This window comes from Mesorhizobium sp. ESP7-2, assembly GCF_020164715.1.
Classification (GTDB): domain Bacteria; phylum Pseudomonadota; class Alphaproteobacteria; order Rhizobiales; family Rhizobiaceae; genus Mesorhizobium.
Genome location: NZ_JAIUGQ010000007.1, coordinates 186,303 through 210,566 on the forward strand (window position 1 = coordinate 186,303; position 24,264 = coordinate 210,566).

The window sequence follows — 24,264 nt, forward strand, 5'->3', positions numbered from 1 at the left end:
ATCAAGCCGCCGTGGCAGTTCCGTGGGTTAAGGACGACCAGCGTCCTGGCGTCATGCCGAACGCCTTCTTGAATTGCCTGTTGAAATGGCTCTGGTCGCTGAAGCCGGCTTCGATCGCGATCTGTGCCAAGGGCTCGCCGGCGGCGATCATCCTGCGCGCGCTCTGAAGCCGGCGCATCACCAGGAAACGATGCGGACTGGTCGAGAAGGCCGCGCGGAAATGTCTCGACAGGGCATAGCGGTCGAGACCCGTGATGGCTTCCAACTCGTCCGAACGCACGGGCCGGTCGAGGTTTTCCACGAGATATTCACGCGCCAGTGTCGCCGCCCGCCACGCCGTCCCGGCTAGTGGCTTTGCCGGCTTGCCGGCATGCCGGGTCAGGCTTTGCATCAGTTGAGCCAGGAAGTCGTCGACGAACAGCTCGTCGAGCTCCTGCTCCAACGGCCCGAGCGCCGAAAGCAGCGTCGCGCAGAAGGCATCGTCCGTCACCACCCCCTCCCTGACGAAGGGTAGCGCCGTGCCGCCGAGACAGTCGAGCATCAGTGACGGCTCGAGATAGAGCATCCTGTAGCGCAGGCCTTCCTCGGTGCCGGCGCCACCATCGTGCAATTCGTCCGGATGCAGCACGATGACCTGACCGGGCAGGCTCAGCCTTGCCGCGCCGCGATAGCGGAAGGTCTGCACGCCGCGCAACGTCACTCCGATCGCATAGGTGTCGTGGCGATGCGGATCGAAGGCGCTGCCGTGAAATCGGGCCTCGATGCGCTCCATCCCCGCAGGGTCTGGAGCGGAGATGATGCAGTTTTCAGCGGCATCGGCGCACAAACGTCCAAGACCCTCGAAGGCCTGGCGGTCTAGTTCGAACGACATCGTCTCCTTCAGCCTCGCAACACGGGGTCCAACCTCGAATGGTCCATTTTCTCATGTTCGATACGAAATTTGCAATCGTACTGCGGGAAGACTTGCCCGTCTGGCAGAAACTCAACGTCACCGCCTTCCTGACCAGCGGCATCGTCGCGCAATTTCCCGACATCATCGGCGAGCCCTATCGCGACCGCGCCGGCAATCTCTACAACCCGCTGTCGGTCCAGCCGGTCATCGTGCTGTCCGCGGACCAGGCAACGCTCGCCGCGATCCACCGGCGCACGCTGGAACGCGGCGTCGCCACCTCGCTCTATGTCGAGGAGATGTTTTCCACCGGCTTCGACGCCGCCAACCGCGCCGTCTTTGCCGAATTCGCGCCCGAAGACGCCAAGGTGGTCGGCATCGCGCTGCGCGCCGACAAGAAGGTCGTCGACAAGATCACCAAAGGCGCCCGGATGCATGCGTAGAGGCAAACTCACAAACTCAATCGACTGGCTGCCGCCGATCGAGAAGAGCGGCATACAGTGCCGCCAGCAATGCGAATCCCGCCGACACCAGCATCATGGAAAAAAGCGCTGGAGCTGAATCTGCAAGAAACAGCCCGGCGATGGAGGCGATCCCGCCGCCGATCCTCATTGCGGCGGCTAGTCCTGCCGCGGTGCCAACCAGATCCGGCCGTACCGACAGGAGGCGTGCAAAAACAAGTGTGGCGCTCAGCGAGATCTTCGAGGCGTAACGCCCCGCCAAATAGCTGCCGAGAATGAAGCCGGTCGGGATTAATCCCATGTAAAAGCCGAGCTTCATGCTCGATCCACCGAGCGCAGCACCGACGATCAATGGCGCTCCTCCGAGGAACACATAAAGCACGCCCATCGAGCAGGCCATGCACAAGGTGTGTGTCCAAAACCGCGCTGACCGGAGGAGCAGTCCATACGAGGCAACGTAGTTCCCATTGGATCGCGACAATGGGATGGCCGTTCTTCTGAGCTCGCGCATGGACAAGGCCAAGGCGGCCGCGCCGAGGATCGCGAAGACAATGAAGCTCGATCGCCATCCGAACAGTTCGTCCAGCGACCCCCCAAACAAAGGACCGACCATGGGTGCGAGCGCCCAACCCATGGCAAGATAGCCAAATTTGCTGGCGGCTTCGCGCTCACCTGATGTCTCTTTGATGATGACCAGGGCGACGGAGTAGCAGGGGCCAATGCAAGCTTGCATAGCGCGAAACAGAAGAAAAATGCCGATGTTGGGGGCCAGGGCGCAGCGGATGGACGCGGCGATGAAGATCGAGAGAGATGCCAAGACGACCAGCCTGCGCCCAAATCGGTCCGATATCATGCCTCCGACGGCCTCTATGAGGGCGGTGATAATCGCAAACCCGGCAACCGACAGATTGACCAACGCGAAATCAGCTTGGAACGCTGCGGCAATGTTCGGCAGCGACGGCAAAATCATGTTCACCGGCAACACCGCAAGAGCCGAAAGCAAGATAAGAGTAGTTAGCCGGGGTGGGACTGCCGGTTCGGAGAATGTCATTTTCCTGATTGTGTCCGTGGTCGGACTCGGAATGGGGTTATCGCTCGCCATGATCTCGTTCGCCTTGTCAGTGGGATTAAAGTGAGGGTCTGACGGGGCGGCCTAGATTCCGGGCATAAAAAAAGGCCCCGTCAGGAGCCTGCTTACCGCGCATGGGTGCTTTTCGCCGGACGGTTACACCATCCTGCCCATGCGCTCTCCTACCACGATGAAAATCATTGCGATGTTCATGCTATCAGGGCTAGGCGGAAAGGTGCATGTCGTCAAGGCAGCATGCTTTCGGCGTCGATCAACAAAAAAGACCACGGAGCCTGCACTCAGACTTGAGCTGAGCGGGTACTAAGCCTGTCCTGGCGTCTCGTTGTGCCAGACGCTTTTGGCTTGCCGGCAAGCCGCAATTCCCGCAAAGGTGGGGCTCCAGCCCAGCTTTTCCCCGGCCTGCACGTGAATCCTTCCCAAAGATATGTCGAAAGCGCGACGCCGCCGGTGGCGATCCTGTGCATGCTGACCACCTATGTCTTTTTCACCTTCCTCGACACCTCCAGCAAGTATCTCGTCCTGGCTGGCGTCTCCGTCCTGATCGTCGCCTGGGTGCGCTTTGCCGTGCATGTCGTGCTGGTCGGGGCGCTGCTGCGTGGCTGGCGTGAGCCGGTGCGATTTCGCCCGGTCAACCTGCCGGCGCATGTGATGCGCGGCGCCTTCCTGTTCGGCTCGACCATTTTCAACGTCCTGGCGCTGCGCTCCCTGCAACTGGCCGAGACGACATCGATCTATTTCTTCGGGCCGATGGTGATCACCGCCCTTGCCGGCCCGCTGCTCGGCGAATGGGCCGGCTGGCGGCGCTGGCTGGCGATCCTCGCCGCTTTCGCGGGGGTCTTGATCATCACGAGGCCGGGTGTCGGTGTTTTCGGCATCGGACATCTCTTCGCGCTCGGCTCGATGCTGTCGAACTGCTTCTATGTGATCATGACGCGCCGCATGTCGGCGACCGAGACGCCGGAAAGCCTGATCCTGTTCTCGGCGCTGGCGCCGGCCGTGCTGCTCTTGCCCTTGCTGCCGTTTTCCTTCTCCTTGCCGCATGATGGCTGGCACTGGTTCGTCCTGCTCATGCTTGGCGTGTTCGGCGGCGTCGGCCACTGGCTGCTGGTGCAGGCCTATCGGCTGGCGACGACGACGGCGCTCGCCCCCTATCCCTATTCGCAGATGGTGTGGATGATCCTTTCCGGCTGGATCGTCTTCAAGCAGTTCCCGGACCGCTGGACGCTGGTCGGCGCCGCCATCATGGTCGCCAGCGGCCTCTACATCGTCCATCGCGAACATCGGCTTCGGCTGCGCAGCCGCGCGGCCTCCGATGTGGAAGCGGAAGCGCTGGCAAAAAAACTTTGATTTGCCTCCGATCGGTGGCATAACGCCGCCTTTAAACAGTTTAGGTCTGGAATTCAGGCCTTCGGGGAGCGCGGGTCACTGGCACAGAAGATCAAGCTTTCGACGATCGCGGATGCGCTCGGCGTGTCCACGGCCACGGTTTCGCTGGCGCTGCGCGACAGTCCGCTTGTCGCCGGCTCGACACGCGACCGCATCAAAGAACACGCCCGCACCATCGGCTATATCTACAACCGCCGCGCCGCCAGCCTGCGCACCTCGCGCTCGGGCATCGTCGGTGTCGTCGTGCACGACATCATGAACCCGTTCTTCGCCGAGATCCTGCGCTCGATCGAAGGCGAACTCGACCGCAGCCGGCAGACTTTCATCCTGTCCAATCACTATGATCAGCTCGAAAAGCAGCGCACCTTCATCGATACGCTGCTGCAACTCGGCGCCGATGGCGTCATCATGTCGCCGGCCATTGGCACGCCCGCGTCCGACATCGTCATGGCCGAGGAGAACGGTCTGCCGGCGGTACTGATCGCCCGCACCGTCGAGGGCGCCGACGTGCCGGTGTTTCGCGGCGACGATGCCTATGGCACGGGCCTCGCCACAAACCATTTGATCTCACTCGGCCACAAGCGCATCGCCATGATCGGCGGCACCGACCAGACCTCGACCGGGCGTGACCGCTACCAGGGCTATGTCAACGCCATGGAGGCTGCGGGGCTCGAGGTCAGCCCGTCCTGGCGTATCGCCGGCCCGCGCACCAAGCAGGCCGGTTTCGAGGCCGCCGGCCAATTCCTGGCGCTGAAGGACAGACCGACCGCCGCCTGCTGCTGGAACGACCTCGTCGCCATCGGCCTGATGAACGGCATTGCGCGCGCCGGCCTTGTGCCGGGCGTCGACATCTCCGTCACCGGCTATGACGATCTCGAAGAGGCGGCGATCGCCACGCCGGCGCTGACCACCGTCTGGAACGGCCAGCGCGAGGTTGGCCGCCGCGCCGCCAGCGCGCTGCTCGACAAGCTCAACGGGCAGACGGTGCGGCCCTCGCAGGAATTGATCAAGCCGGAACTGCATGTGCGCCAGTCGACCGGCAAACCGGTGGAGCGTGCATGACCAGGGCCGAAAATCTGCAAGCCGTTGCCATTCTGGTGCCGGCGGACTTCAGCGACCACGCCGTCGGGCGCATCGAGCGGACATTCAGGCGCGTCGGCATCGAGCGCGCCGATCCGGCGTTGGTCACCGAGGAGATGCGCCGCACCGTGCGCGGCATTGCATCCTTTGCCGGCATCAGTGCGGCGATGATGGATGCGTTGCCCAACCTCGAACTCATCGCCTCTTTCGGCGTCGGCTACGATTCGGTCGATGTCGGCCATGCCGCGACGAAGAATATCATGGTCACCAACACCCCTGACGTCCTGACCGAGGAAGTCGCCGACACCGCGATTGGGCTGCTGATCAACACGGTGCGCGACCTGCCGCGCGCCGAGACCTGGCTGCGGGACGGCAGCTGGGTGCGCAGGGGCAACTATCCGCTGAGCCGGCTGACCTTGCGCGCGCGCCGTGTCGGTATTTTCGGCATGGGCCGCATCGGGCAGGCCATTGCACGGCGGCTGGAGGCGTTCGGACTGCCCGTCGCTTATCACAACCGGCGTCGTGTCGAAGGTCTTGCTTACCAGTACCATCCAACGCTGAAGAGCCTTGCCGAGGCAGTCGACACGCTGATTTCCGTGGCGCCCGGCGGTGCTTCGACACGGAAAGCGGTCAATGCCGAAATCCTGTCGGCGCTCGGCGCCAATGGCGTCTTCGTCAACATCGGCCGCGGCAGCACGGTCGACGAGGCGGCGCTCGCGGCCGCTCTCGCCAACCGCACCATCGCCGCCGCCGGGCTCGATGTCTTCGCCGACGAGCCGAATGTCCCCAAGGCGTTGCTCGACCTGCCAAACACCTCTCTGTTGCCGCATGTCGGCTCGGCCTCGGAGCACACGCGCCGCGCCATGGCCGATCTTTGCGTCGACAATCTGGTGTCATGGTTCAGCGAGCGTCGTCCGCTGACACCGGTGCCCGAGACGGCGCATGTGAAGGCGCGCGCTTGAGCGCCGGGCTTTGCCCTATTTATTAACGCCCGTTTAACCCTTTGAAATCATTCTTCATCCTGTGTATGCGTGGGTGTAGATCAGGATGAAGACGCTTTCCATATTGATCGGGGCCGCCGCCCTGTTCGGCGGCGTTCAGCTGTTTCATGGCGGCGGTGTTGAAAGCGTCGGCGAAGAGGTCACACCGTCCAACACCTACAGGCTGGTCGCCAATGGCGACGAGGGGGCCTGCGCTGTCACGCGCGGCGCCTCGGTCTCGGATGGCTTGTCGCTGCTGGAGGTGGCGCCGAATTGCCACCGGCTCCTGCCGAGCCTCGACCAGGCGAAATTCTGGCACGAGCAAAACGACGGAACGGTCGCCTTCAGCGCCAACGGCATCGATCCGATCGTCACCTTCGCCGTGGCTGACGGCGACGGCTACGAATCCTACGCCCCGGCGCTACCATTGCTGTCGCTCGCGGCCGATGGTGACTTGAAGCGGCGAGACTGACTACTCGGCCGCGGCCCGCGCGCCGGCTTTCGCCGCCGCGTGCAAACGCACCGCATCGCCGAAAGCGCGAAAAATCTTGGCGGAATTGCTGTCCGATTTGACCCAGTATTCGGGATGCCATTGCACGCCGACGGCGAAGGCGCGCGCACCCTTGACCGAAACCGCTTCGACGGTGCCGTCTGTGGCGACAGCCTCGATCTCGAGCTTCGACCCCAGCCGGTCGATCGCCTGGCGATGCAAGGAATTGACCTTGATGTCGCCCGCGCCGAACACGCCGGCCAGACAACTGCCTGGCTTGATCGAAATGGTCTGGTGAATGGCGAAGCGCTCGTCCTGTTTGTCGCTTACCGCCGCACGGTGGTCCAGCGACCCCTCGCGCTCCTGGATCTCGGTGCCCAGCGTACCGCCAAGCGCCACGTTCAGTTCCTGAATGCCGCGGCAGATGGCAAGCAGCGGCACGCCGCGCTCGATTGCCTTGCGGATCAGCGGCAGCGTCGTGGAGTCGCGCGCGGTGTCATAGGGGCCATTCGCTTCGCTGGCATCGCCGCCATAGAGCGAGGGGTCGACGTTGGATTTCGAGCCGGTCAGCATGACGCCGTCGACCGACGACAGGAGTTCGTCGAAATCCAGCCGGTCGCCGAACGAGGGCACGAGCAGGGGGAAAACGCCGGCACCTATGATTGCGGCTTCCAGATATTGTTGGGGGGCGGCATGCCAGGTGTAGTTGTCGAATTGACGGACGTCGGTCGATATGGCGACGAGCGGCTGCTGCATTTTGGGTCTGTTTTCCATCTGGCAAGGGATATCCTGCCTTTAAAATAAGCGATCCCCGGGCATTTTTCCAGCCAAGTTTCAGCGCGTCGCATGGGCCACGAAATCGGCTATTAGACTATAGTTGCAGGCTAGCATGGCTTCGCCGCCAATTACGGCCGCCGTGCTGGACTCGACTCTTTGCCCGTGTATTGTTCCGTGCGAACCGATGCGGGGAGCCGAGGATTTCCCGAGCGTCGGTCTGTTGATCCAAAAGGGAGGAACTGCATGGATCGTCGTTCATTCATCCGCAAGGCCGGCGTCACCGGCGTCGGCGCAGCCGCGGCAGCGGCCACGCTCGCCGCACCGGCAATAGCCCAGTCCAATCCCAAGGTGACATGGCGGCTTGCGTCGTCCTTCCCGAAGTCGCTCGACACCATCTATGGCGGGGCCGAAGTGTTCTCCAAGATGCTGTCTGAAGCCACCGACGGCAATTTCCAGATCCAGGTCTTCGCCGCCGGCGAACTCGTCCCCGGCCTGCAGGCCGCCGACGCCACCACGGCCGGCACGGTCGAGGCCTGCCACACGGTGGCATATTATTACTGGGGCAAGGATCCGACATGGGCGCTGGGTGCGGCGGTGCCCTTCTCGCTCAACGCGCGCGGCATGAATGCTTGGCACTACCATGGCGGCGGCATCGACCTGTTCAACGAGTTCCTCGCCACGCAAGGTCTGTTCGGCCTGCCGGGCGGCAACACCGGCGTGCAGATGGGTGGCTGGTTCCGCAAGGAGATCAACACCGTCGCCGACCTCTCCGGCCTCAAGATGCGCATCGGCGGCTTTGCCGGCAAAGTGGTGCAGAAGCTCGGCGTCGTGCCGCAGCAGATCGCCGGCGGCGACATCTACCCGGCGCTGGAAAAGGGCACCATCGATGCCGCCGAATGGGTCGGCCCCTATGACGACGAGAAGCTCGGCTTCTACAAGGTCGCGCCCTATTACTACTATCCCGGCTGGTGGGAGGGCGGTCCGACTGTCCACCTGATGTTCAACAAGGCGAAATATGAAGAACTTTCGCCGACCTACAAGTCGCTGCTGCGCACGTGCGCCCAGGCCGCCGACGCCGACATGCTGCAGAAATACGACTATGTGAACCCTCCGGCGGTGAAGCGGCTGGTGGCCGGCGGCGCCAAACTGCGCCCGTTCAGCCAGGAGATCATGGCCGCCTGCTTCGAGAAGGCGAACGAGGTTTATGCCGAAATGGAAGCCTCGAACGCGCCGTTCAAGAAGATCTGGGAATCGATCAAGGGCTTCCGCAAGGAGCACTATCTCTGGGCGCAGGTGGCCGAATACAATTACGACACCTTCATGATGGTCCAGCAGCGCAACGGCAAGCTGTAGGCGTTTTTGCCTTAAGTCGGGGTGGCCAACTACAGAAGTTTGCGCCGCCCCTCATCGCCCTGCCGGGCACTTCTCCCCGTATAGCGACGGGGAGAAGGGGCTGGCCGCAACGCCGATGCCTTTCTTGCAAAGAAAGCGATTGGCGAAACCGTCGATGACAGCGCCCCTCTCCCCGTCACTATACGGGGAGAGGATGCCGGCAGGCAGGTGAGGGGCGGCGCCAACATACGGACGGTTTCGAAGACCAACCGCCTACCTTCACTCCGGCACCACCACCACCTTGACCTCGCCCGGCGCCGGCGGATTGGCGATCACGCCAGGCGCCTCTTCCAGCGACACTTGCCTGGAGATCAGCCGATCTATCTCGATCGCGCCTGACGCGACGAGCTCGGCGGCGCGGCGGTGTGTGTAGGGATTGAGGAACGAGCCCAGCACCTTCAGCTCCCGGAACAACAGGTCGAAGGGCTCGAATTCCGCCTTCATGCCTTGCGGCGTCACGCCGACGATGACGACGATGCCGCCGGCCCTTGCCAGCCGCATCGACTGCTCGACGGTCTCACGCACACCGGCGCATTCGAACACCACGTCGGCGCCACCGGGCGCCAGGCCGGCCGGACCGGCGATCGCATCGATCACATCGGCGGCTGTGGGATCGACCGTCGCCGTCGCGCCGAGTTCCCTGGCAAGCGCGCGTCGCGAGGCTTGCCTTGTCGACAGGATGATGGTGGTGGCCCCGGCAAGCCGCGCCAGTTGAACGGTGAGCAGGCCGATGACGCCGCCGCCGAGCACGACCACCGAACTGCCTGGCTTGATCCCGGCAAGGTCGACGCCGTGCAGGCAGCAGCCGAGCGGCTCGCAGAAAGCGCCATGCGTCGGTTTCAGATCCGCGGGAAGGACAAAAGCCTGTTTCTGCGGCATCACCAGATAGTCGGCAAAGCCGCCGTCGCGGTGGATGCCGATGGCGGTGAGATTGCTGCACAGATTGACGCGGCCGGCATGGCAATGGCCGCAGCGTCCGCAGGCGATGTTGGGATCGCCAGTGACCCGGTCGCCGACAGCAAAGCTGGAGACGGCATCGCCGACCGCCTCGACGATGCCGGAGAATTCGTGCCCGGGCGTCACTGGCGGCCTGCAGGGGAACTCGCCGTGGAAAAGATGCCGGTCAGTGCCGCAGACACCGCAGGCCTCGATCCGCACCAGGAGGTCGTCCGGGCCGGGAACAGGCTTGGCAACCTCGCGCAGCGCGATGTTGCCCACTTTCTCCAGCCGGACGGCTTTCATGGCGTCTTCCCCTCCGACCTCAGTTGAAATTCGGCGGCTGCGACAGGTCCGGCGCCGGTGCCGCCGGTTTGGCCGGCGGCGCATCGCCGAAATTCGGCGGTTGCGACAGGTCGGGCATGCCGGGCGCCGCCGGCGCGCCACCGCCATTGGCAGGCGCGCCGCCGCCTTCCGGCGTGCCAAGCGGCGACAGGCTGGGCATTTCCGGCACCTTGTAGTCGATCGTGCCGGAATCGACCGCCGCGCCCTTGTAGCGCATCACCATTTGCGGGAAGGCGATGGTCAGGGCGATCATGATCACCTGGATGCAGACGAACGGCACCGCGCCCCAATAGATCTGGCCCGTCGTCACCGGCGCTATCTGCTTGCCGGTCAGGCGGTCGAGGTAGGGCACGCGCGAGGCGACCGAGCGCAGGTAGAACAGCGCGAAACCGAACGGCGGATGCATGAAGCTGGTCTGCATGTTGACGCCCAGAAGCACGCCGAACCAGATCAGGTCGATGCCGAGCTTGTCGGCGGCCGGCGCCAGCAGCGGCACGATGATGAAGGCCAGTTCGAAGAAATCGAGGAAAAAGGCGAGGAAGAAGACGAGCAAGTTGACGCCGATCAGGAAGCCAACTTCGCCGCCCGGCAGCGAGGTCAAGAGATGCTCGACCCAGATCTGGCCGTTGACCCCGTAGAAGGTCAGCGAGAACACCCGCGCGCCGATCAGGATGAACAGCACGAAGGACGACAGCCGCGTCGTCGAGGCCAGCGCCTGCTTGATCACGTCCATCGACAGCCGGCCCTTCATCGCCGCCATCGCCAGCGCGCCAACCGCGCCCATGGCGCCGCCCTCGGTTGGGGTGGCGATGCCGAGGAAGATAGTGCCGAGCACCAGGAAGATCAGCGCCAACGGCGGGATCAGCACGATCACGACCTGCTGCGCCAGCCGAGACATCATGTTGATCTTCAGGCCGCGGTCGAGAATCGCGACGACGTAGATGAAGATAACGCCGACGGCCGCGCCGAGAATGTCGGCATTGTCCCCATGAGCGGGCACCAGGTAACGGTAGGCAGCGTAGGCTATCGCCACGGCCGCTATCAACGCGATCAGCAAGGACACCACGCCATGGCCGAGCGTCCGCGCTTCGAGCGGCAGGGCCGGCATCGACTTTGGCCGGACGATCGACATGATCACGATGTAGAGCGTGTATAGGCCGGTCAGCACCAGGCCGGGGATCAGGGCGCCGGCATACATGTCGCCCACCGAGCGGCCGAGCTGGTCGGCGAGAACGATCAGCACCAGCGACGGCGGGATGATCTGGGCAAGCGTGCCCGACGCCGCGATGACGCCCGATGCCACCCGGCGGTCATAACCATAGCGCAGCATGATCGGCAGCGAGATCAGCCCCATGGCGATGACGGATGCCGCCACCACGCCGGTGGTGGCCGCCAGCAGCGCGCCGACGAAGATCACGGCATAGGCGAGGCCGCCGCGGATCGGTCCGAACAACTGGCCGATCGTGTCGAGCAGGTCTTCGGCCATGCCCGATCGCTCGAGCACGATGCCCATGAAGGTGAAGAATGGGATCGCCAGCAGCGTGTCGTTCGACATAACCCGGCTGCCGTAGAAATTGTCCGGCAGCGCATAGAGCAGCGGCCAAGCGAGATTGATCGCGCCGCCCGAATAGGGCGTCAAGAGCACGCCGATGAAGAAGAACATCAGGCCGTTGGCGGCGAGCGAAAAGGCGACGGGATAGCCGATCAGCATGAACAGGATTAGCGAGGCGAACATGATCGGCGCCATGTTCTGGGCGATGAACTCCATCACGAACGCACCTCTTCAGCGAGCGCCTTGGCTTCTTCAGCGAGCGCCTTGGCTTCGAGTTCAGCCTGTTCGTGCACGGAAATGAATGGGTTGGGATCCTCAATGACGCCGTGCATAATGGCGATCTTCTTGATGATCTCGGAAATGCCTTGCAGCGCGAGCAGGAAAAAGCCGACCAGCAAGATGGCCTTGGCCGGCCACACGATCAGGCCGCCGGCGTTGGTCGACATTTCACCGCTGTGGAAGGACAGCGACACATAGGGCACGAAATAGAACACCATCAGCGTCACGAACGGCATCAGGAAGAAGACGTGGCCGAAGAGGTCGATCCGGTGCTGCACGCGGCGTGAAAACAGGCCGTAGACGATGTCGATGCGGATATGCTCGTTCTGCTTCAGCGTGTAGGCGGCGGCCAGCATGAAGGCGCCGCCGAACAGGTACCATTGCAGCTCCAGCCACGCGTTGGACGACGTGTCGAACACCTTTCGGATGACCGCGTTGGCCGCGCTCACCAGGATCGCCAGCAGGATCAGCCAGGATACCGATTTGCCGATGAATTCGTTGGCGCGATCAATGGCCCTGGATAGAGCGAGAAGCCCTGCCATGCATTCCTCCCTGGTGCGGTGACGCGCGATCCCCCTTTTTCGTCGCGCGGCCTGGCCCAACCGTATGCAATGCGTGGTCCGGTTGGTCAACACGGGGAGGGAGAATGCAGGCCATCGGCCCTTGCGGCACGGTGGAAAACCGCAGCCTGACGAAAGGTCATGCAACCAAAGTCTGATGGGGGTTCAGACGACCTTGCCGGTGTCGCGGCCGGCGCCGATCAGGATCAGCATGGCCACCAGGAACAGATACATCCACGCATCGCGCCATTCGACCGGGAAATAGCCGGCCCACAGTGATTCGGCCATGCCGAAAGCGGCCGCGCCCAGAGCGGCTCGTGATGGCGAGAGATAGCCGCCGACAGCCGTCACGAACAGGATCTTCAGGCCGTAAACAAGGCCGGAACCGAAGCTGACATTGCCGTAATAGAGGCTGGCCATGACCCCAGCCAGCGCGGCGCAGGAGCCGCCGAACAGCACGGCACGCCGGAACACGCCACGCACATCGACGCCGCACAGGGCGGCGGCCCTGGGGTCGTCGGAAACGGCGCGCCAGCACCGGCCGAAGTTTGAGCGGGCAAACACCCACGTAGCGAGTGCGACCGCCGCCACGACCACTGCGCAGTCGAGCACCTGGATCAGCGTCAGCGTCGCCTTGAAGCCGGAGCTTTCGGCGAAGACGATGGGCTCGGCCAGCATCGGCGGCAGCCACAGATCATGCGTGTCGGCCGCGATGCGGCTTGCTTCCGACAGGACGAGCAGGATGCCGAGCGTCGTCACCACGATGGCATTGGGCGAGCGGTCGGCCAGCGGCTCGAAGACGCTGCGCGACAGGACATGGCTGATGAGCGCGGCATAGAGGAACGCCGCGACGACGCCGAACAGCACCGAAGCCAACAGCGTCAGCCACAGCACCTGATAGCCGAAGGCGACGCTCAGGATCATTGCCTGGCCGCAGAAGGCAAACAGCGCGCCATAGGCGAGGTTGGTGCGGTGCAGGATGCCGTTGGTCAGCACGTAGCCGAAGGCGAGCAGCGCATAAAGCGCGCCCGAATGCAGCCCGTTCAGCACCTGCTGGAAGAAGTAAAGCATGCTCGACAACACCAGAAGCATCCCGCCCAGGAGCGGATCGGACAGGAGCGGATCGGACAAAGGCGACCATATCGTGCGCATCCGAGGTTTGCATCGCCGAATCTAACTTGTCAAATGCGATTTATCGGTTAGATTTTTGGAAATGACAGTTGCTTGGACTCCTCACCGCTTCACCGGCGGCCTGCTCGCGCTCGACACGGCCAACACCGTCGTGCTGCGCGGCGATCCGAAACGCGCGTTCGACCGCTTCGACGATCCGGTCGAAATCGCCCGCTTCGCCGACGCGGCCAGCGGCTTTCGCGCCGCCGAGCTTGGCAACAGGCGGCTGGCGGTGTCCTCGCCGGCCGCAATCGCGCCCGTCGTGCTGTCGATCCGCGAGACGACCGACCGGCTGTTCCGGGGCGCGGTGTCGAAGGGCGCTGTCGCCACCGCCGACCTGCCCGAATTCCTGCGGGCCTGCGCCGACGGCCTGGCCGCCGGCCGGACCGAGATCGGGGCGCCGGGACGGCCGTTCGGCGATCCGGACACGCCGATCGCCTTCGAGGCGGCGCTGGCGGTTTCAGCCCTCTCACTGCTGCGCGACGACACGCTCGCGAGGCTCAGGATCTGTCCCAACTGCACCTGGCTGTTTGTCGACAGAAGCCGCAATTCGAGCCGCCTTTGGTGCGACATGGCGGTGTGCGGCAACAGGCAGAAGGCAAGCCGTCACTATCGCCGCCGCTTGGCGGCCAATGAGGTCAGGAATGCCTAGAACTCTCTCCCGCTCGATCGTTGTTGGCGCGGCGCTGGTTGCGACGATCGCGCTTGGCGCCTGTCGCGATACCGGCGGTGAAGGCAAGCTGTTCGAGGTTTCCGGCAAGATATTCGTCTTCAACTACCGTCTGGCCCGGGCGACCTATGTCGTGACGCTGCGGCCCTTGCAGCCGATGGGCGAGGGTCAGGTGGCGGTCGCCAGCTTCCAGAACCCCGCCGGTGGTGATCCATTCGTGGTCGAGCAGAAGATCTGGCCGAAGCTCGACAAGGTGAGCCTGGAAAGCCCGGCGCTGACCTGCGTCGTCAAGAACAAGCCCTATGCCATCGCCATCAGCATCAAGGGCGCCGACGGCGCGATCCTGCAGACCATCGACACCACCCTGATGTCGACGGAAGATCAGTCCATCCTGCCCGACCGGCCGCTGGTCATCGACCAGCTCTACACGGCCAATCCCGACCTCGCCGGCCATCCCGACGGCAAGCTGCCGGGCGAGCCGAAGCCGGACTGCTCGAAAGCCGGCTGACGGCATCGATTTCGACTGGAATTTTCGTACGCCGTCGCGCTCTCGGCGCACGCTTTCATGCGCCGTCCAGCGCCCGACGGACTGTTTGTTGCGCGTTGGCTGGTCCTTTCGATTTTGTTTGACCTGTCTTGCAAGGGAAGAAAGGATGCGTCATCCGATCCCGACGTTGGCTGCTGCTCCGCGCGGCCTTCGCAGAGGAAATGCCTGATGACGCTGCATGATGTCGCGCTCGACGACAAGTTCGATCTTGGGAAGGAGCGCATCTTCCTGTCCGGCGCGCAGGCGGTAATCCGCATGCTCCTGATGCAGCGCGAGCGCGACCGCCGCGCTGGCCTGAACACGGCAGGCTTCGTCTCCGGCTATCGCGGCTCGCCGCTCGGCGGCCTGGACATGCAGTTGTGGAAGGCGAAGAAGCAGCTCGCTGGGGCCGATATCGTCTTCCAGCCCGGCCTCAACGAGGAGCTTGCCGCCACCGCCTGCTGGGGCTCGCAGCAGACCGAACTGCTGGGCGAGGGCACCCATGACGGTGTCTTTTCGGTCTGGTATGGCAAGGGACCGGGCGTCGATCGTTCAGGCGACGTGTTCCGCCACGCCAATCTCGCCGGTTCGTCCAGACATGGCGGCGTCCTTGCGCTCATGGGCGACGACCATATGGCCGAATCCTCGACCAATGCGCACGCCACCGAATTCCTCTTCGTCGATACCATGGTGCCGATCCTCAACCCGGCCGGCGTCCAGGAGATCATCGATTGCGGCCTGTACGGCTTTGCCATGTCGCGCTTCGCCGGCACCTGGGCGGCGATCAAATGCGTCAAGGACAACATCGAATCGACAGCCTCCGTCGATGCCTCGCTCGAACGGCTGAACATTGTCGTGCCGGATTTCGACATGCCGCCGGGCGGCCTCAACATCCGCCACGAGATCGATATGCTCGGCCAGGAAGAGCGGCTGCATGAGCACAAGCGTGCCGCGGCCTCCGCCTTCATCCATGCCAATGGGCTGAACAGGATCGTCTATTCGGGCGGTCGCAACCCGAAGCTCGGCATCATCACCCTGGGCAAGAGCTATCTCGACGTCCGCCAGGCGCTGGAGGATATCGGCATCGACGAGGCGGGAGCCAGCCGGATCGGCGTGCGGCTGTTCAAGGTCGGCTGCCCCTGGCCGCTCGACCTGCAGCACATCGCCGAGTTCGCGCGTGGTCTCGACACCATCGTCGTCGTCGAAGAGAAACGATCGCTGATCGAGGTGCAACTGCGCGAGAGCCTTTATGGCACCGCTTCGCAGCCGGTCATCGTCGGCAAGAAGGATGAGCGCGGCGACTGGCTGTTCCCGGCCAAGGGCGCGCTGGACCCCAACGAGATCGCCATTGCTCTCGGCGAGAGGATCGTGAAGACCATCGGCCCTTCCGAAGAGATTTCGGCAAGGGTGGCGAAGCTGCGGCAGTTCCAGGCGATGCTGGCGGACGCCACCGACATCGGTTCGCGCACGCCCTTCTTCTGCTCGGGTTGTCCGCACAATTCCTCGACCAAGGTGCCGGACGGCTCGATCGCCGCCGCCGGCATCGGCTGCCACTTCATGGCGCTGTGGATGGACCGCAACACGCTCGGCTTCACCGCCATGGGCGGCGAGGGCGCGCAATGGGTCGGCCAGGCGCCGTTCTCCAGGCGCGACCACATCTTCCAGAATCTCGGCGACGGCACCTACAACCATTCCGGCACGCTGGCGATCCGCTTCGCCCTGTCGAGCGAAGCCAACATCACCTACAAGATCCTCTACAACGACGCCGTCGCCATGACCGGCGGCCAGCCGCATGAGGGCGGGCTGACCGTGGACATGATCGCCAGGCAGGTACGGGCGGAGGGCGTCGACCGCATCGCCATCGTCACCGACGAGCCCGACAAATATGCTGGGAAGGCCGAGTTTCCGGCCGGCGCCACCATTCATCACCGCGACGACCTCGATCTCGTCCAGCGCGGGTTGCGCGACGTCAAGGGCGTGTCGATTCTGCTCTACGACCAGACCTGCGCCGCCGAAAAGCGCCGCCGCCGCAAGCGCGGCACCTTTCCCGATCCCGACAAGCGCGTCTTCATCAACGAACTGGTCTGCGAAGGCTGCGGCGATTGCGGCGTGCAGTCGAACTGCGTCTCGATCCAGCCGGTCGAAACCGAATTCGGCCGCAAGCGCAAGATCGACCAGTCGAGCTGCAACAAGGATTTCTCCTGCGTCAACGGCTTCTGCCCGTCCTTCGTCACGGTGCACGGTGCCAAGATCCGCAAGGCCGAAGGCCTGGCCGGCAAGACCGACCCGCTCGAAGGCGTACCGACACCAGCCGAATTCCCGCTCGGCGTCGAGGGCTGGGCGGCGATCATCGACGGCGTCGGCGGCACCGGCGTCGTCACCGTCGGCGCCGTGCTCGGTATGGCGGCGCATCTGGAGGACAAGGGCTGCGGCATGATCGACATGGCCGGCCTTGCCCAGAAGGGCGGTTCTGTGTTCACCCATGTCCGCATCGCCCGCACGCCGGACGATATCCATGCCATCCGTGTCTCAGCGGGGAAAGCCGACCTCGTGCTGGGCTGCGACCTCGTCGTCTCAGGCGCCAAGAAGGTGCTGACCGCGGTGCGCGAGGGTCATACGATATTCCTCGCCAACACCGCCGAGATCATGCCGGGCGAATTTGCCCGATCGGCCGATTTCTCGCTGCCGGTCGAACGCCTGAAGAAGGCGATCCGGTCAGCCGCCGGCGACGACAAGGCGCATTTCTTCGACGCCACCCGCACCGCCACCGCGCTGTTCGGCAATTCGCTCGCTGCCAACATGTTCATGCTCGGCTTTGCCTTCCAGCACGGTGGTCTGCCGCTCTCGGCCGAGGCGGTTGAAAAGGCTATCGAATTGAACGGCGAAGCAGTGGCGATGAACATCGCCGCTTTCCGCTGGGGCCGTCGCGCCGCCCACCAACCGGATTTCGTGCGCGGTCTCGTCGCCCAGCCGGGCCCAACCTTCGCCGGCAAGGCCGGGCAGGCCGCGCCGGTCGCCGAGACCCTCGACGAGATCATCGCCCGCCGTGTCGACTTCCTCGCCGCCTATCAGAACGCTGCTTACGGCAGACGCTACGCCGACAGGATTTCGACGCTGCGAGCGGCGGAAACGAAGGCCATGCCGGGTTCGACCGACGTGACCGGGGCCGCCGCCAAAAGCCTGTTCAAGCTGATGGCGATCAAGGACGAATACGAGGTGGCGCGGCTCTACACCGACGGCTCCTTCGCCGCCGAGCTTGGCAAGCAGTTCCAGAGCTACGAGAAACTCGAATTCCATCTCGCGCCGCCGATCATGGGGCGCCGCGGCAATGACGGCAAGCCGAGGAAATCGAGCTTCGGTCCTTGGATGATGAAAGGCTTTCGGCTGCTGGCGGCGATGAAAGGCCTGCGCGGCACGGCTTTCGACCTGTTCGGCTACACCGCCGAGCGGCGCATGGAGCGGCAATTGCTGGTGCAGTACGAAGCCGATCTACAGCTCGTGGCCAGCTCGCTGGCGCCGGGCAAGATCGAGGCCGCGGTAGCCCTGGTCTCGGTCCCGGCGCTGATCCGCGGCTATGGCCATGTCCGGCAGGCAAGCGCCGAAAAGGCGGCGGGCGAGCGCTCCAGACTGCTCCAGCGGCTGACCCAAACGATGCCGATACCGGTTCTCAGTGCCGCTGAGTGATTCCCCCACCAAAGCCTTTTTCGGGCTGTAAGGCCCTCTCGCCTTGGCAGGCGGACCGAAGCCGTTGCTTAACCCACTGTTCTAAGCCTTTCTTAAGGCGGTTGTGGCATGACAAGGCCTAGCGTTGGGCCGACCATATGGGCAAAACAAAGACCGAAAGCATCCCCGCGGATGTTTATATCCAATTTGTGCGGTCGTTGTTCGACAACGCGCACATGTTGGTGATTGGTGGCGCGTGCTACTGGATCCTCGGGTTCATGATTTATCTGCGCACGCAAAATCCGTTGTTTCTGGCCTTTTCATTTATTCTACTGCCGATCAGCCTTCTCCGCTATTTCGGTATCCGCAGCTTCCTGAAGACGGGCGGCGTGATTGCCGATGTCGAACACGCACACCGATTGGAGCGCAGCTACATCTTCAAGGGCTGCTTACAGGGCCTCGGTTTGGGTGCGCTGTGCTTCGTGTCGATCTATGTGTATCCCGACCCATTCGCCGAACTGGCGGCGATGTCGCTGACGTTGGCAACCCTGGTCACGGTTGTCGCCCGCAACTACGGTTCTCCGCGCATGGTGCGGATTTTTTCGGTAACCTTCATCGGTCCGATGGCACTTGCGCTCCTGCTGCGTCAGGATGCGCCGTCTGTCGTCCTCGGTCTGATGATCTTCCCGATGACGTTCATTACCATCAATAGCGCCGACCATGTTCGCAATGTGCTGTTTTCCGCGGTCATCGGCCACCAGCAGGCGAAAAGCATAACGCGCAGGTTCGACCGCGCGCTCAACACCATGTCGCACGGCCTAGTCATGCTCGGCCCTGACGGGCGCGTCGCGGTCGCCAACGCCGAGGCCGCTCACCTGATGTCGCTGAAATCGGCCGACGCGCTGCTCGGGCGCTCCATCCACGGCCTTCTGATGCGCGGCGTCGCCGGCGGCATGCTGGCGTCGAAGGACTGCCGCTACGTCGAGGCGCAGCTGACGCGCGCCCTGCGCGAGGGCAGGGACCGCAAGGTGCTTGTCTCGCTCGCCAACGGTCAACATTACGAATTCTCCGCGCGCGAAGGCAGCCTGGAACTCGGCGTGATCACCTTCGAGGATGTCACGGCGCGCGTCGAAGCGGAGGAAAAGATCCGGTTCATGGCGCGCTACGACAATCTCACCGGCCTTCCCAACCGCGCCTATTTTCACGAACTGGTGGGCGAGCTGATGGTCTCCGGCGACCGCGATCGCCTGTGCGGCCTCGCGGTGATCGACCTCGACGATTTCAAGAGTGTCAACGACACGCTCGGTCATCCTGTCGGCGACGGCCTGATCTACGCCGTGGCCGAGCGGCTGGCGGCCATCGCCGGGCAAGGCCTTACCGTCAGCCGCTTCGGCGGCGACGAGTTCATGCTGTTCTTCGATCGCATCGATGACGACAGCCACCTGGCGAGCCTGCTCGACGGGATTTTCGCCGAGCTGCAGGGAGAGGTCGACGTCGCGGGCCATGGGTTGCGGATCCAGGCCAGCGCCGGCGCGGTGCTGTCCAAGGTCGGCGAAAGCGATGTCGACGGCATGATCGTCAAGGCGGACCTGGCACTCTACAAGGCCAAGGAGCTCGGCAAGAACGGTTGGCGGCTGTTCGAGGCGGCGATGGACGCCGCGTTCCGCAACCGCCAGCTGATGAAGGCGGATCTGCGCAGCGCCGTGGAAAGCAAGGGCCTGCGGGTCGTCTACCAGCCGATCGTGGCGATGAACACCATGCGCATCGCCAGCTGCGAGGCGCTTTGCCGCTGGGACCATCCCGATATTGGGCCGATCTCGCCCGGCATCTTCATTCCGCTGGCCGAGGAGATGGGAATCATCTCCGAGATCAGCACCTTCGTGCTCCATGCGGCTTGCACCGAATGCGCCAAATGGCCTGACCAGACCAGCGTCTCGGTCAACCTTTCGGCCAGGGATTTCCGCAACCGCGACGTCATCCAGAAGGTCCGCGATGCGTTGGCGAACTCCGGCCTCGCCGCCGACCGCCTCGAGATCGAAGTCACCGAAACCGCGTTGCTCGACGACAAATCCTTGACGCGCCAATATATCGAGGAGCTGAAGCAGCTTGGCGTTCGCATCGCCCTCGACGATTTCGGCACCGGCTATTCAAGCCTGAGCTATCTCCACAAGCTGCCTCTCGACAAGATCAAGATCGACCGGTCGTTCGTGATCGACGTCACCCAGAATCCGCGTTCGCTCGAGCTGTTGAAGGGCGTCGTCGACCTGACCCGCATCCTTGGACTCACCGTCACCATCGAAGGCGTGGAGACGTTCGAGCAGCTCAAGATCCTCATGCAGTCGGTGAAGCCGGATCTTGTCCAAGGCTTCCTGTTCGGCGCAGCGCTCAGCGCGTCGGGTATCGAGACGATGTCGAACGTCACCTGGCCATTTGCCGCGGATCTGCGTCTCGTCACCAAGCGCACAGCCGGCTAGCTTTCGCCGCAAATTCCCGCCCATCGGAGTCAATAATGTGCGTTGCTTGGATCGTGCGGCGGGCTCGTACGAACCAGCATATTTGAGCACATTTGGTAGCGACTTGGAACAAATCCAAGCAAAGCGCTCAGTAGCTTTCACGCGGACTTGGATATGGACGCCAAAACTGCTCCTTTAGCTAGCACCACTCTGCCGCCAGAATCTCCGGTTGTTAAGGTTAACAAGTGGTAAATCGGCAGGGTCGAATTTTCGGCTTGTGTCTCATTTCAACTCGAATAGCCTGTTCAGAGGCGGATACGAGGACTTGAGAATGGATGCTGCGAGAAACGATGCGCGAGCTGGCGCCGGCGCAAATGCTGGGTCGGCGCTGAACCATTCGATCATGCAATTGCTGGAGCATGTCGACTATCGTCTCATCACTGGAGGCGAGGATCTGGAGGCGATCTACCGCCTTCGCTATCAATCCTACCTGCAATCGGGCATGTGCGGCCCGATCGCCAGCGGGATGTTCGAGGATCGCTGGGACAATCTGCCGAATTCCTATCGGTTCGGCGTCTACTTCGATGGACACCTGGTCAGCACACTACGGCTCCACTACCTTTCCCGAGAGCACCCTCATTCGCCGTCCGTCGACGCCTATCCGGAAATATTGGCCGAGCGGCTTGCCCGCGGAGAGACGTTCATCGACGGGACTCGCTTCGCAACCGATGCCGACAGTGCGCCCGCGCCCGGAGTCCTGCCTTTTCTGACGCTCAGACTAGGCATGGTGGCCGCAAGTTACTTTAACCTCACGGCAGTGCTTACGCCGATCAAGATCGAGCATTCCGCTTACTATGCTCGCATCTTCCATGCCATTCAGAGGACAGAGGGCAAGGTGTTCCCGGGTGTTCTTGCGCCGATCGCTCTGTTCGAAATCCCCTGCGGCGAAAACTTGCGCCAGACACTCGAACGGTTCCCGTTCTTTAAGTCGACGGCGGTGGAGCAGCGGATGATGTTCGCCAATCCGGCCATCAACCGGCTGACGCCGCTGTCCATCGTACCGACGGCGAAATACTATCGCGACGCTGCCTGAACGGGTGCCTTCCTGGCATCATGAACCTTTCCCGCGGATTCGCCGTTATGAGTAGCGGCATCGCCATCGAGTATCGCCGCAATTCTGCCCAACGGGCGTTTCGCCCCGGGCTCATGTCGCATTGTTCGTGGGAAGGAATACGGTCATGACCATCCACTCGCTCGCCCTCACGCCGCTCATCTCGTTGATCGCCGGTGTGTTGATCCTCATCATGCCGCGGCTGTTGAACTACATCGTCGCGCTCTATCTGATTGTCGTTGGACTGCTGGGCTTGTTCCCGCATCTGGCCACCTGAGATTGCCGGGCAAGCGTGCCGCAAAACCGTGGATTGCCCGGATCGGCCCCAGTTTCAATTTTCCCTTGAGGCAGTTGTCGGCTGCGATGCGGCAATAGCGCCATTGCTCTCCGCCCGGCTTTTCGCTATGTGCCTGAAAGATGTCTTCGAAGGGGTATTCCTATGGCTGAGCACACGCCGAGCGGTCCTGTAGAACTGGGCGCGAAGATGGACTATGCCGAGCATGACCGCACCTATGCGGGCTTCCTGGCGCTGGCCAAATACGGTTCGCTCTTCTGCGGCGCGCTCCTTCTGGCGATGGCTTTCGGCTTCTTCGCGGGCGGCTTCTTCTCTGCGCTGATCCTGTTCGTTCTGATCATGGCCGTCGGCGCCTTCATTCTGCGATAGACCTTCCAAAGCCCTCTTGCGGTTGACGTAGCCGGATATCCCGGTCGACACCTTCGCGCAGACAGGTTCCAGCCGAAAGGATTATGCGGTGGGACAGACGGTTTTCATCTCTCGTGAGCTCGACGCGAACGAGCCGCGTGTCGCGGCATCGCCCGATACGGTGAAACGGCTGGCGGGCCTGGGTTTCGACGTGATCGTCGAAGCCGGTGCCGGCACCCGCTCGCGTATCCCCGACGAGGAGTTTGCCAAGGCAGGCGCTGCCATCGGCAAGGCCTCGAATGCCGGCAAGGCCGATGTCGTGCTGAAGGTCCGCCGGCCGACGGATGCCGAGCTGAAGAATTACAAAGCCGGCGCTGCGGTGATCGCCATCATGGACCCCTACGGCAACGATGCTGAAGTCGCTGCCCTTGCCAAAGCCGGCGTCACCGCATTCTCGATGGAGTTCATGCCGCGCATCACCCGCGCCCAGTCGATGGACGTGCTGTCCAGCCAGGCCAATCTTGCTGGCTACCAGGCGGTGATCGACGGAGCCGCCGAATATGACCGGGCGCTGCCGATGATGATGACGGCGGCGGGCACGGTGCCGGCGGCGAAGGTCTTCATCATGGGTGTCGGCGTCGCCGGCCTGCAGGCGATCGCCACTGCGCGCCGCCTCGGCGCGGTGGTCACCGCCACCGACGTTCGCCCCGCCGCCAAGGAACAGGTCGCCTCGCTTGGCGCGAAGTTCCTCGCCGTCGAGGACGAGGAGTTCAAGGCCGCCGAGACCGCCGGGGGCTACGCCAAGGAAATGTCGAAGGAGTATCAGGCCAAGCAGGCCGCGCTCACCGCCGAGCACATCGCCAAGCAGGACATCGTCATCACCACGGCACTGATCCCCGGCCGGCCGGCGCCGAAGCTCGTCTCGGCGGCCATGGTCGCCTCGATGAAGCCGGGCTCGGTGATCGTCGACCTCGCCGTCGAGCGCGGCGGCAATGTCGAGGGCGCCGAGGCCGGCAAGATCGTCACCACCGCCAACAATGTGAAGATCGTCGGCCATCTCAACGTGCCAGGCCGCATCGCGGCATCGGCCTCGCTGCTCTATGCCCGGAACCTGTTCGCCTTCCTTGAGACGCTGGTCGACAAGACCACCAAGACGCTGGCCATCAACCGTGATGACGACCTGGTCAAGGCGACGATGCTGACCGACGGCGGCAAGGTCGTTCATCCGGCCTTCGCCAAGGCCGACCAGCAGCCTTATATCGAGCCGCCCGCGATCCCGGCCACGACCATGGTCACCGATGCTTCGGCTGCGCCGAAGAAGTCCGCGCCCAGGAAGACCGCCGCATCCAAGTCACCCTCGCCGAAGCCGAAAGGGACCGCGTGATGGACCAGACCTTGCGGAAAGCCCTGGACCAGCTCGACCAGGCGAGTGCCGCCGTCAGGCTCGCGGTTCAGAACCTGGCCAATGCCCCGGGCACTGAGGCCGCCGGTAACGCCGCGCACGCGCTGTCAGGCGGTGCCATCGACCCCTTCGTCTTCCGTTTCGCCATCTTCATTCTGGCGATCTTCGTCGGCTACTACGTCGTCTGGTCGGTGACCCCCGCACTGCACACGCCGCTTATGGCGGTCACCAACGCCATTTCCTCGGTTATCGTCGTCGGCGCGCTGCTCGCCGTCGGCATCGCGGCTTCCGGCGTCGCCGCCGGCTTCGGCTTCGTCGCGCTGATGCTGGTCTCGGTCAACATCTTCGGCGGCTTCCTCGTCACCCAGCGCATGCTGGCCATGTACAAGAAGAAGGACAAGTAGAGCGC

At 63.4% G+C, this 24,264-nt stretch carries 22 protein-coding genes; 15 read left to right on the forward strand and 7 right to left on the reverse strand.

Features of this window, described 5'->3' with window-relative positions; translation table 11 throughout:
* Position 1 precedes the first annotated feature (1 nt).
* On the reverse strand, positions 2-871 hold the full coding sequence (locus tag LB543_RS10020; protein WP_224613934.1) for an AraC family transcriptional regulator: 870 nt from the start codon (positions 869-871) through the stop codon (positions 2-4).
* A gap of 53 nt (positions 872-924) precedes the next feature.
* On the opposite strand from LB543_RS10020, the gene LB543_RS10025 reads away from it, so the two are divergent.
* A complete protein-coding gene (locus LB543_RS10025; RefSeq protein WP_224613969.1) occupies positions 925-1,332 on the forward strand; it encodes a DUF2000 family protein in 408 nt (135 codons plus the stop codon).
* A 16-nt stretch (positions 1,333-1,348) separates the two neighbouring features.
* Here LB543_RS10025 and LB543_RS10030 read toward each other — a convergent pair whose 3' ends face one another.
* Positions 1,349-2,452: an MFS transporter gene (locus tag LB543_RS10030; protein ID WP_411908754.1), complete on the reverse strand. Its 1,104-nt coding sequence runs from the start codon at positions 2,450-2,452 to the stop codon at positions 1,349-1,351.
* A gap of 450 nt (positions 2,453-2,902) precedes the next feature.
* On the opposite strand from LB543_RS10030, the gene LB543_RS10035 reads away from it, so the two are divergent.
* The 4 genes from LB543_RS10035 (at position 2,903) to LB543_RS10050 (ending at position 6,358) form a co-directional block, all read left to right on the forward strand.
* Positions 2,903-3,787, forward strand: coding sequence for a DMT family transporter (locus LB543_RS10035; protein WP_263498658.1), 885 nt, complete (start codon positions 2,903-2,905; stop codon positions 3,785-3,787).
* 78 nt (positions 3,788-3,865) lie between these two features.
* The gene (locus LB543_RS10040; protein WP_224591261.1) at positions 3,866-4,888 is read left to right on the forward strand and encodes a LacI family DNA-binding transcriptional regulator; all 1,023 of its coding nucleotides are present in this window, start codon (positions 3,866-3,868) and stop codon (positions 4,886-4,888) included.
* On the forward strand, positions 4,885-5,868 hold the full coding sequence (locus LB543_RS10045) for a 2-hydroxyacid dehydrogenase (RefSeq protein ID WP_224613938.1): 984 nt from the start codon (positions 4,885-4,887) through the stop codon (positions 5,866-5,868). The genes LB543_RS10040 and LB543_RS10045 overlap by 4 nt, the downstream gene beginning before the upstream one ends.
* A gap of 85 nt (positions 5,869-5,953) precedes the next feature.
* Positions 5,954-6,358 (forward strand): hypothetical protein, encoded by a 405-nt coding sequence (locus LB543_RS10050; RefSeq protein ID WP_224613939.1) that lies wholly within the window; start codon positions 5,954-5,956, stop codon positions 6,356-6,358.
* On the opposite strand, the gene LB543_RS10055 is transcribed toward LB543_RS10050, so the two are convergent.
* Positions 6,359-7,150, reverse strand: a complete 792-nt coding sequence (locus LB543_RS10055; RefSeq protein WP_224613941.1) for a gamma-glutamyl-gamma-aminobutyrate hydrolase family protein — start codon at positions 7,148-7,150, stop codon at positions 6,359-6,361.
* A 246-nt stretch (positions 7,151-7,396) separates the two neighbouring features.
* On the opposite strand from LB543_RS10055, the gene LB543_RS10060 reads away from it, so the two are divergent.
* On the forward strand, positions 7,397-8,506 hold the full coding sequence (locus LB543_RS10060; protein ID WP_140757105.1) for a TRAP transporter substrate-binding protein: 1,110 nt from the start codon (positions 7,397-7,399) through the stop codon (positions 8,504-8,506).
* Between the two features lie 258 nt (positions 8,507-8,764).
* Here the strand turns inward: LB543_RS10060 and LB543_RS10065 are convergent, their stop codons facing one another.
* The 4 genes from LB543_RS10065 to LB543_RS10080 all read right to left on the reverse strand — a co-directional run bounded on the left by LB543_RS10065 (position 8,765) and on the right by LB543_RS10080 (position 13,288).
* A complete protein-coding gene (locus LB543_RS10065) occupies positions 8,765-9,787 on the reverse strand; it encodes a zinc-dependent alcohol dehydrogenase family protein (protein WP_224613943.1) in 1,023 nt (340 codons plus the stop codon).
* 19 nt (positions 9,788-9,806) lie between these two features.
* A complete protein-coding gene (locus tag LB543_RS10070; RefSeq protein ID WP_224591258.1) occupies positions 9,807-11,594 on the reverse strand; it encodes a TRAP transporter large permease subunit in 1,788 nt (595 codons plus the stop codon).
* Entirely contained in the window at positions 11,594-12,199 is a 606-nt protein-coding gene (locus LB543_RS10075) for a TRAP transporter small permease subunit (protein WP_224590786.1), read from the reverse strand. Before LB543_RS10075 ends, LB543_RS10070 begins: the two co-directional genes overlap by 1 nt.
* Positions 12,200-12,382: 183 nt before the next feature.
* Positions 12,383-13,288 carry a branched-chain amino acid ABC transporter permease gene (locus LB543_RS10080; protein WP_224613971.1) on the reverse strand — a complete coding sequence of 302 codons (906 nt, stop codon included), beginning with the start codon at positions 13,286-13,288 and terminating at the stop codon, positions 12,383-12,385.
* Between the two features lie 142 nt (positions 13,289-13,430).
* On the opposite strand from LB543_RS10080, the gene LB543_RS10085 reads away from it, so the two are divergent.
* From LB543_RS10085 to LB543_RS10125, 9 genes are all read left to right on the forward strand, one after another.
* Entirely contained in the window at positions 13,431-14,039 is a 609-nt protein-coding gene (locus LB543_RS10085) for a CGNR zinc finger domain-containing protein (RefSeq protein ID WP_224613944.1), read from the forward strand.
* On the forward strand, positions 14,032-14,565 hold the full coding sequence (locus LB543_RS10090; RefSeq protein WP_224613946.1) for a hypothetical protein: 534 nt from the start codon (positions 14,032-14,034) through the stop codon (positions 14,563-14,565). The genes LB543_RS10085 and LB543_RS10090 overlap by 8 nt, the downstream gene beginning before the upstream one ends.
* A gap of 207 nt (positions 14,566-14,772) precedes the next feature.
* The gene (locus LB543_RS10095; protein WP_224613948.1) at positions 14,773-18,267 is read left to right on the forward strand and encodes an indolepyruvate ferredoxin oxidoreductase family protein; all 3,495 of its coding nucleotides are present in this window, start codon (positions 14,773-14,775) and stop codon (positions 18,265-18,267) included.
* 137 nt (positions 18,268-18,404) lie between these two features.
* Positions 18,405-20,720: a putative bifunctional diguanylate cyclase/phosphodiesterase gene (locus LB543_RS10100; RefSeq protein ID WP_224590778.1), complete on the forward strand. Its 2,316-nt coding sequence runs from the start codon at positions 18,405-18,407 to the stop codon at positions 20,718-20,720.
* A gap of 382 nt (positions 20,721-21,102) precedes the next feature.
* A complete protein-coding gene (locus tag LB543_RS10105; RefSeq protein ID WP_224590776.1) occupies positions 21,103-21,792 on the forward strand; it encodes an N-acyl amino acid synthase FeeM domain-containing protein in 690 nt (229 codons plus the stop codon).
* 145 nt (positions 21,793-21,937) lie between these two features.
* On the forward strand, positions 21,938-22,087 hold the full coding sequence (locus LB543_RS10110; RefSeq protein ID WP_224613949.1) for a DUF3096 domain-containing protein: 150 nt from the start codon (positions 21,938-21,940) through the stop codon (positions 22,085-22,087).
* A 162-nt stretch (positions 22,088-22,249) separates the two neighbouring features.
* The gene (locus LB543_RS10115) at positions 22,250-22,474 is read left to right on the forward strand and encodes an aa3-type cytochrome c oxidase subunit IV (protein WP_140812025.1); all 225 of its coding nucleotides are present in this window, start codon (positions 22,250-22,252) and stop codon (positions 22,472-22,474) included.
* 88 nt (positions 22,475-22,562) lie between these two features.
* Positions 22,563-23,837, forward strand: a complete 1,275-nt coding sequence (locus LB543_RS10120; protein WP_224613951.1) for a Re/Si-specific NAD(P)(+) transhydrogenase subunit alpha — start codon at positions 22,563-22,565, stop codon at positions 23,835-23,837.
* Positions 23,837-24,259, forward strand: a complete 423-nt coding sequence (locus LB543_RS10125; RefSeq protein WP_263498648.1) for an NAD(P) transhydrogenase subunit alpha — start codon at positions 23,837-23,839, stop codon at positions 24,257-24,259. The genes LB543_RS10120 and LB543_RS10125 overlap by 1 nt, the downstream gene beginning before the upstream one ends.
* The last annotated feature ends 5 nt before the right edge of the window (positions 24,260-24,264 follow it).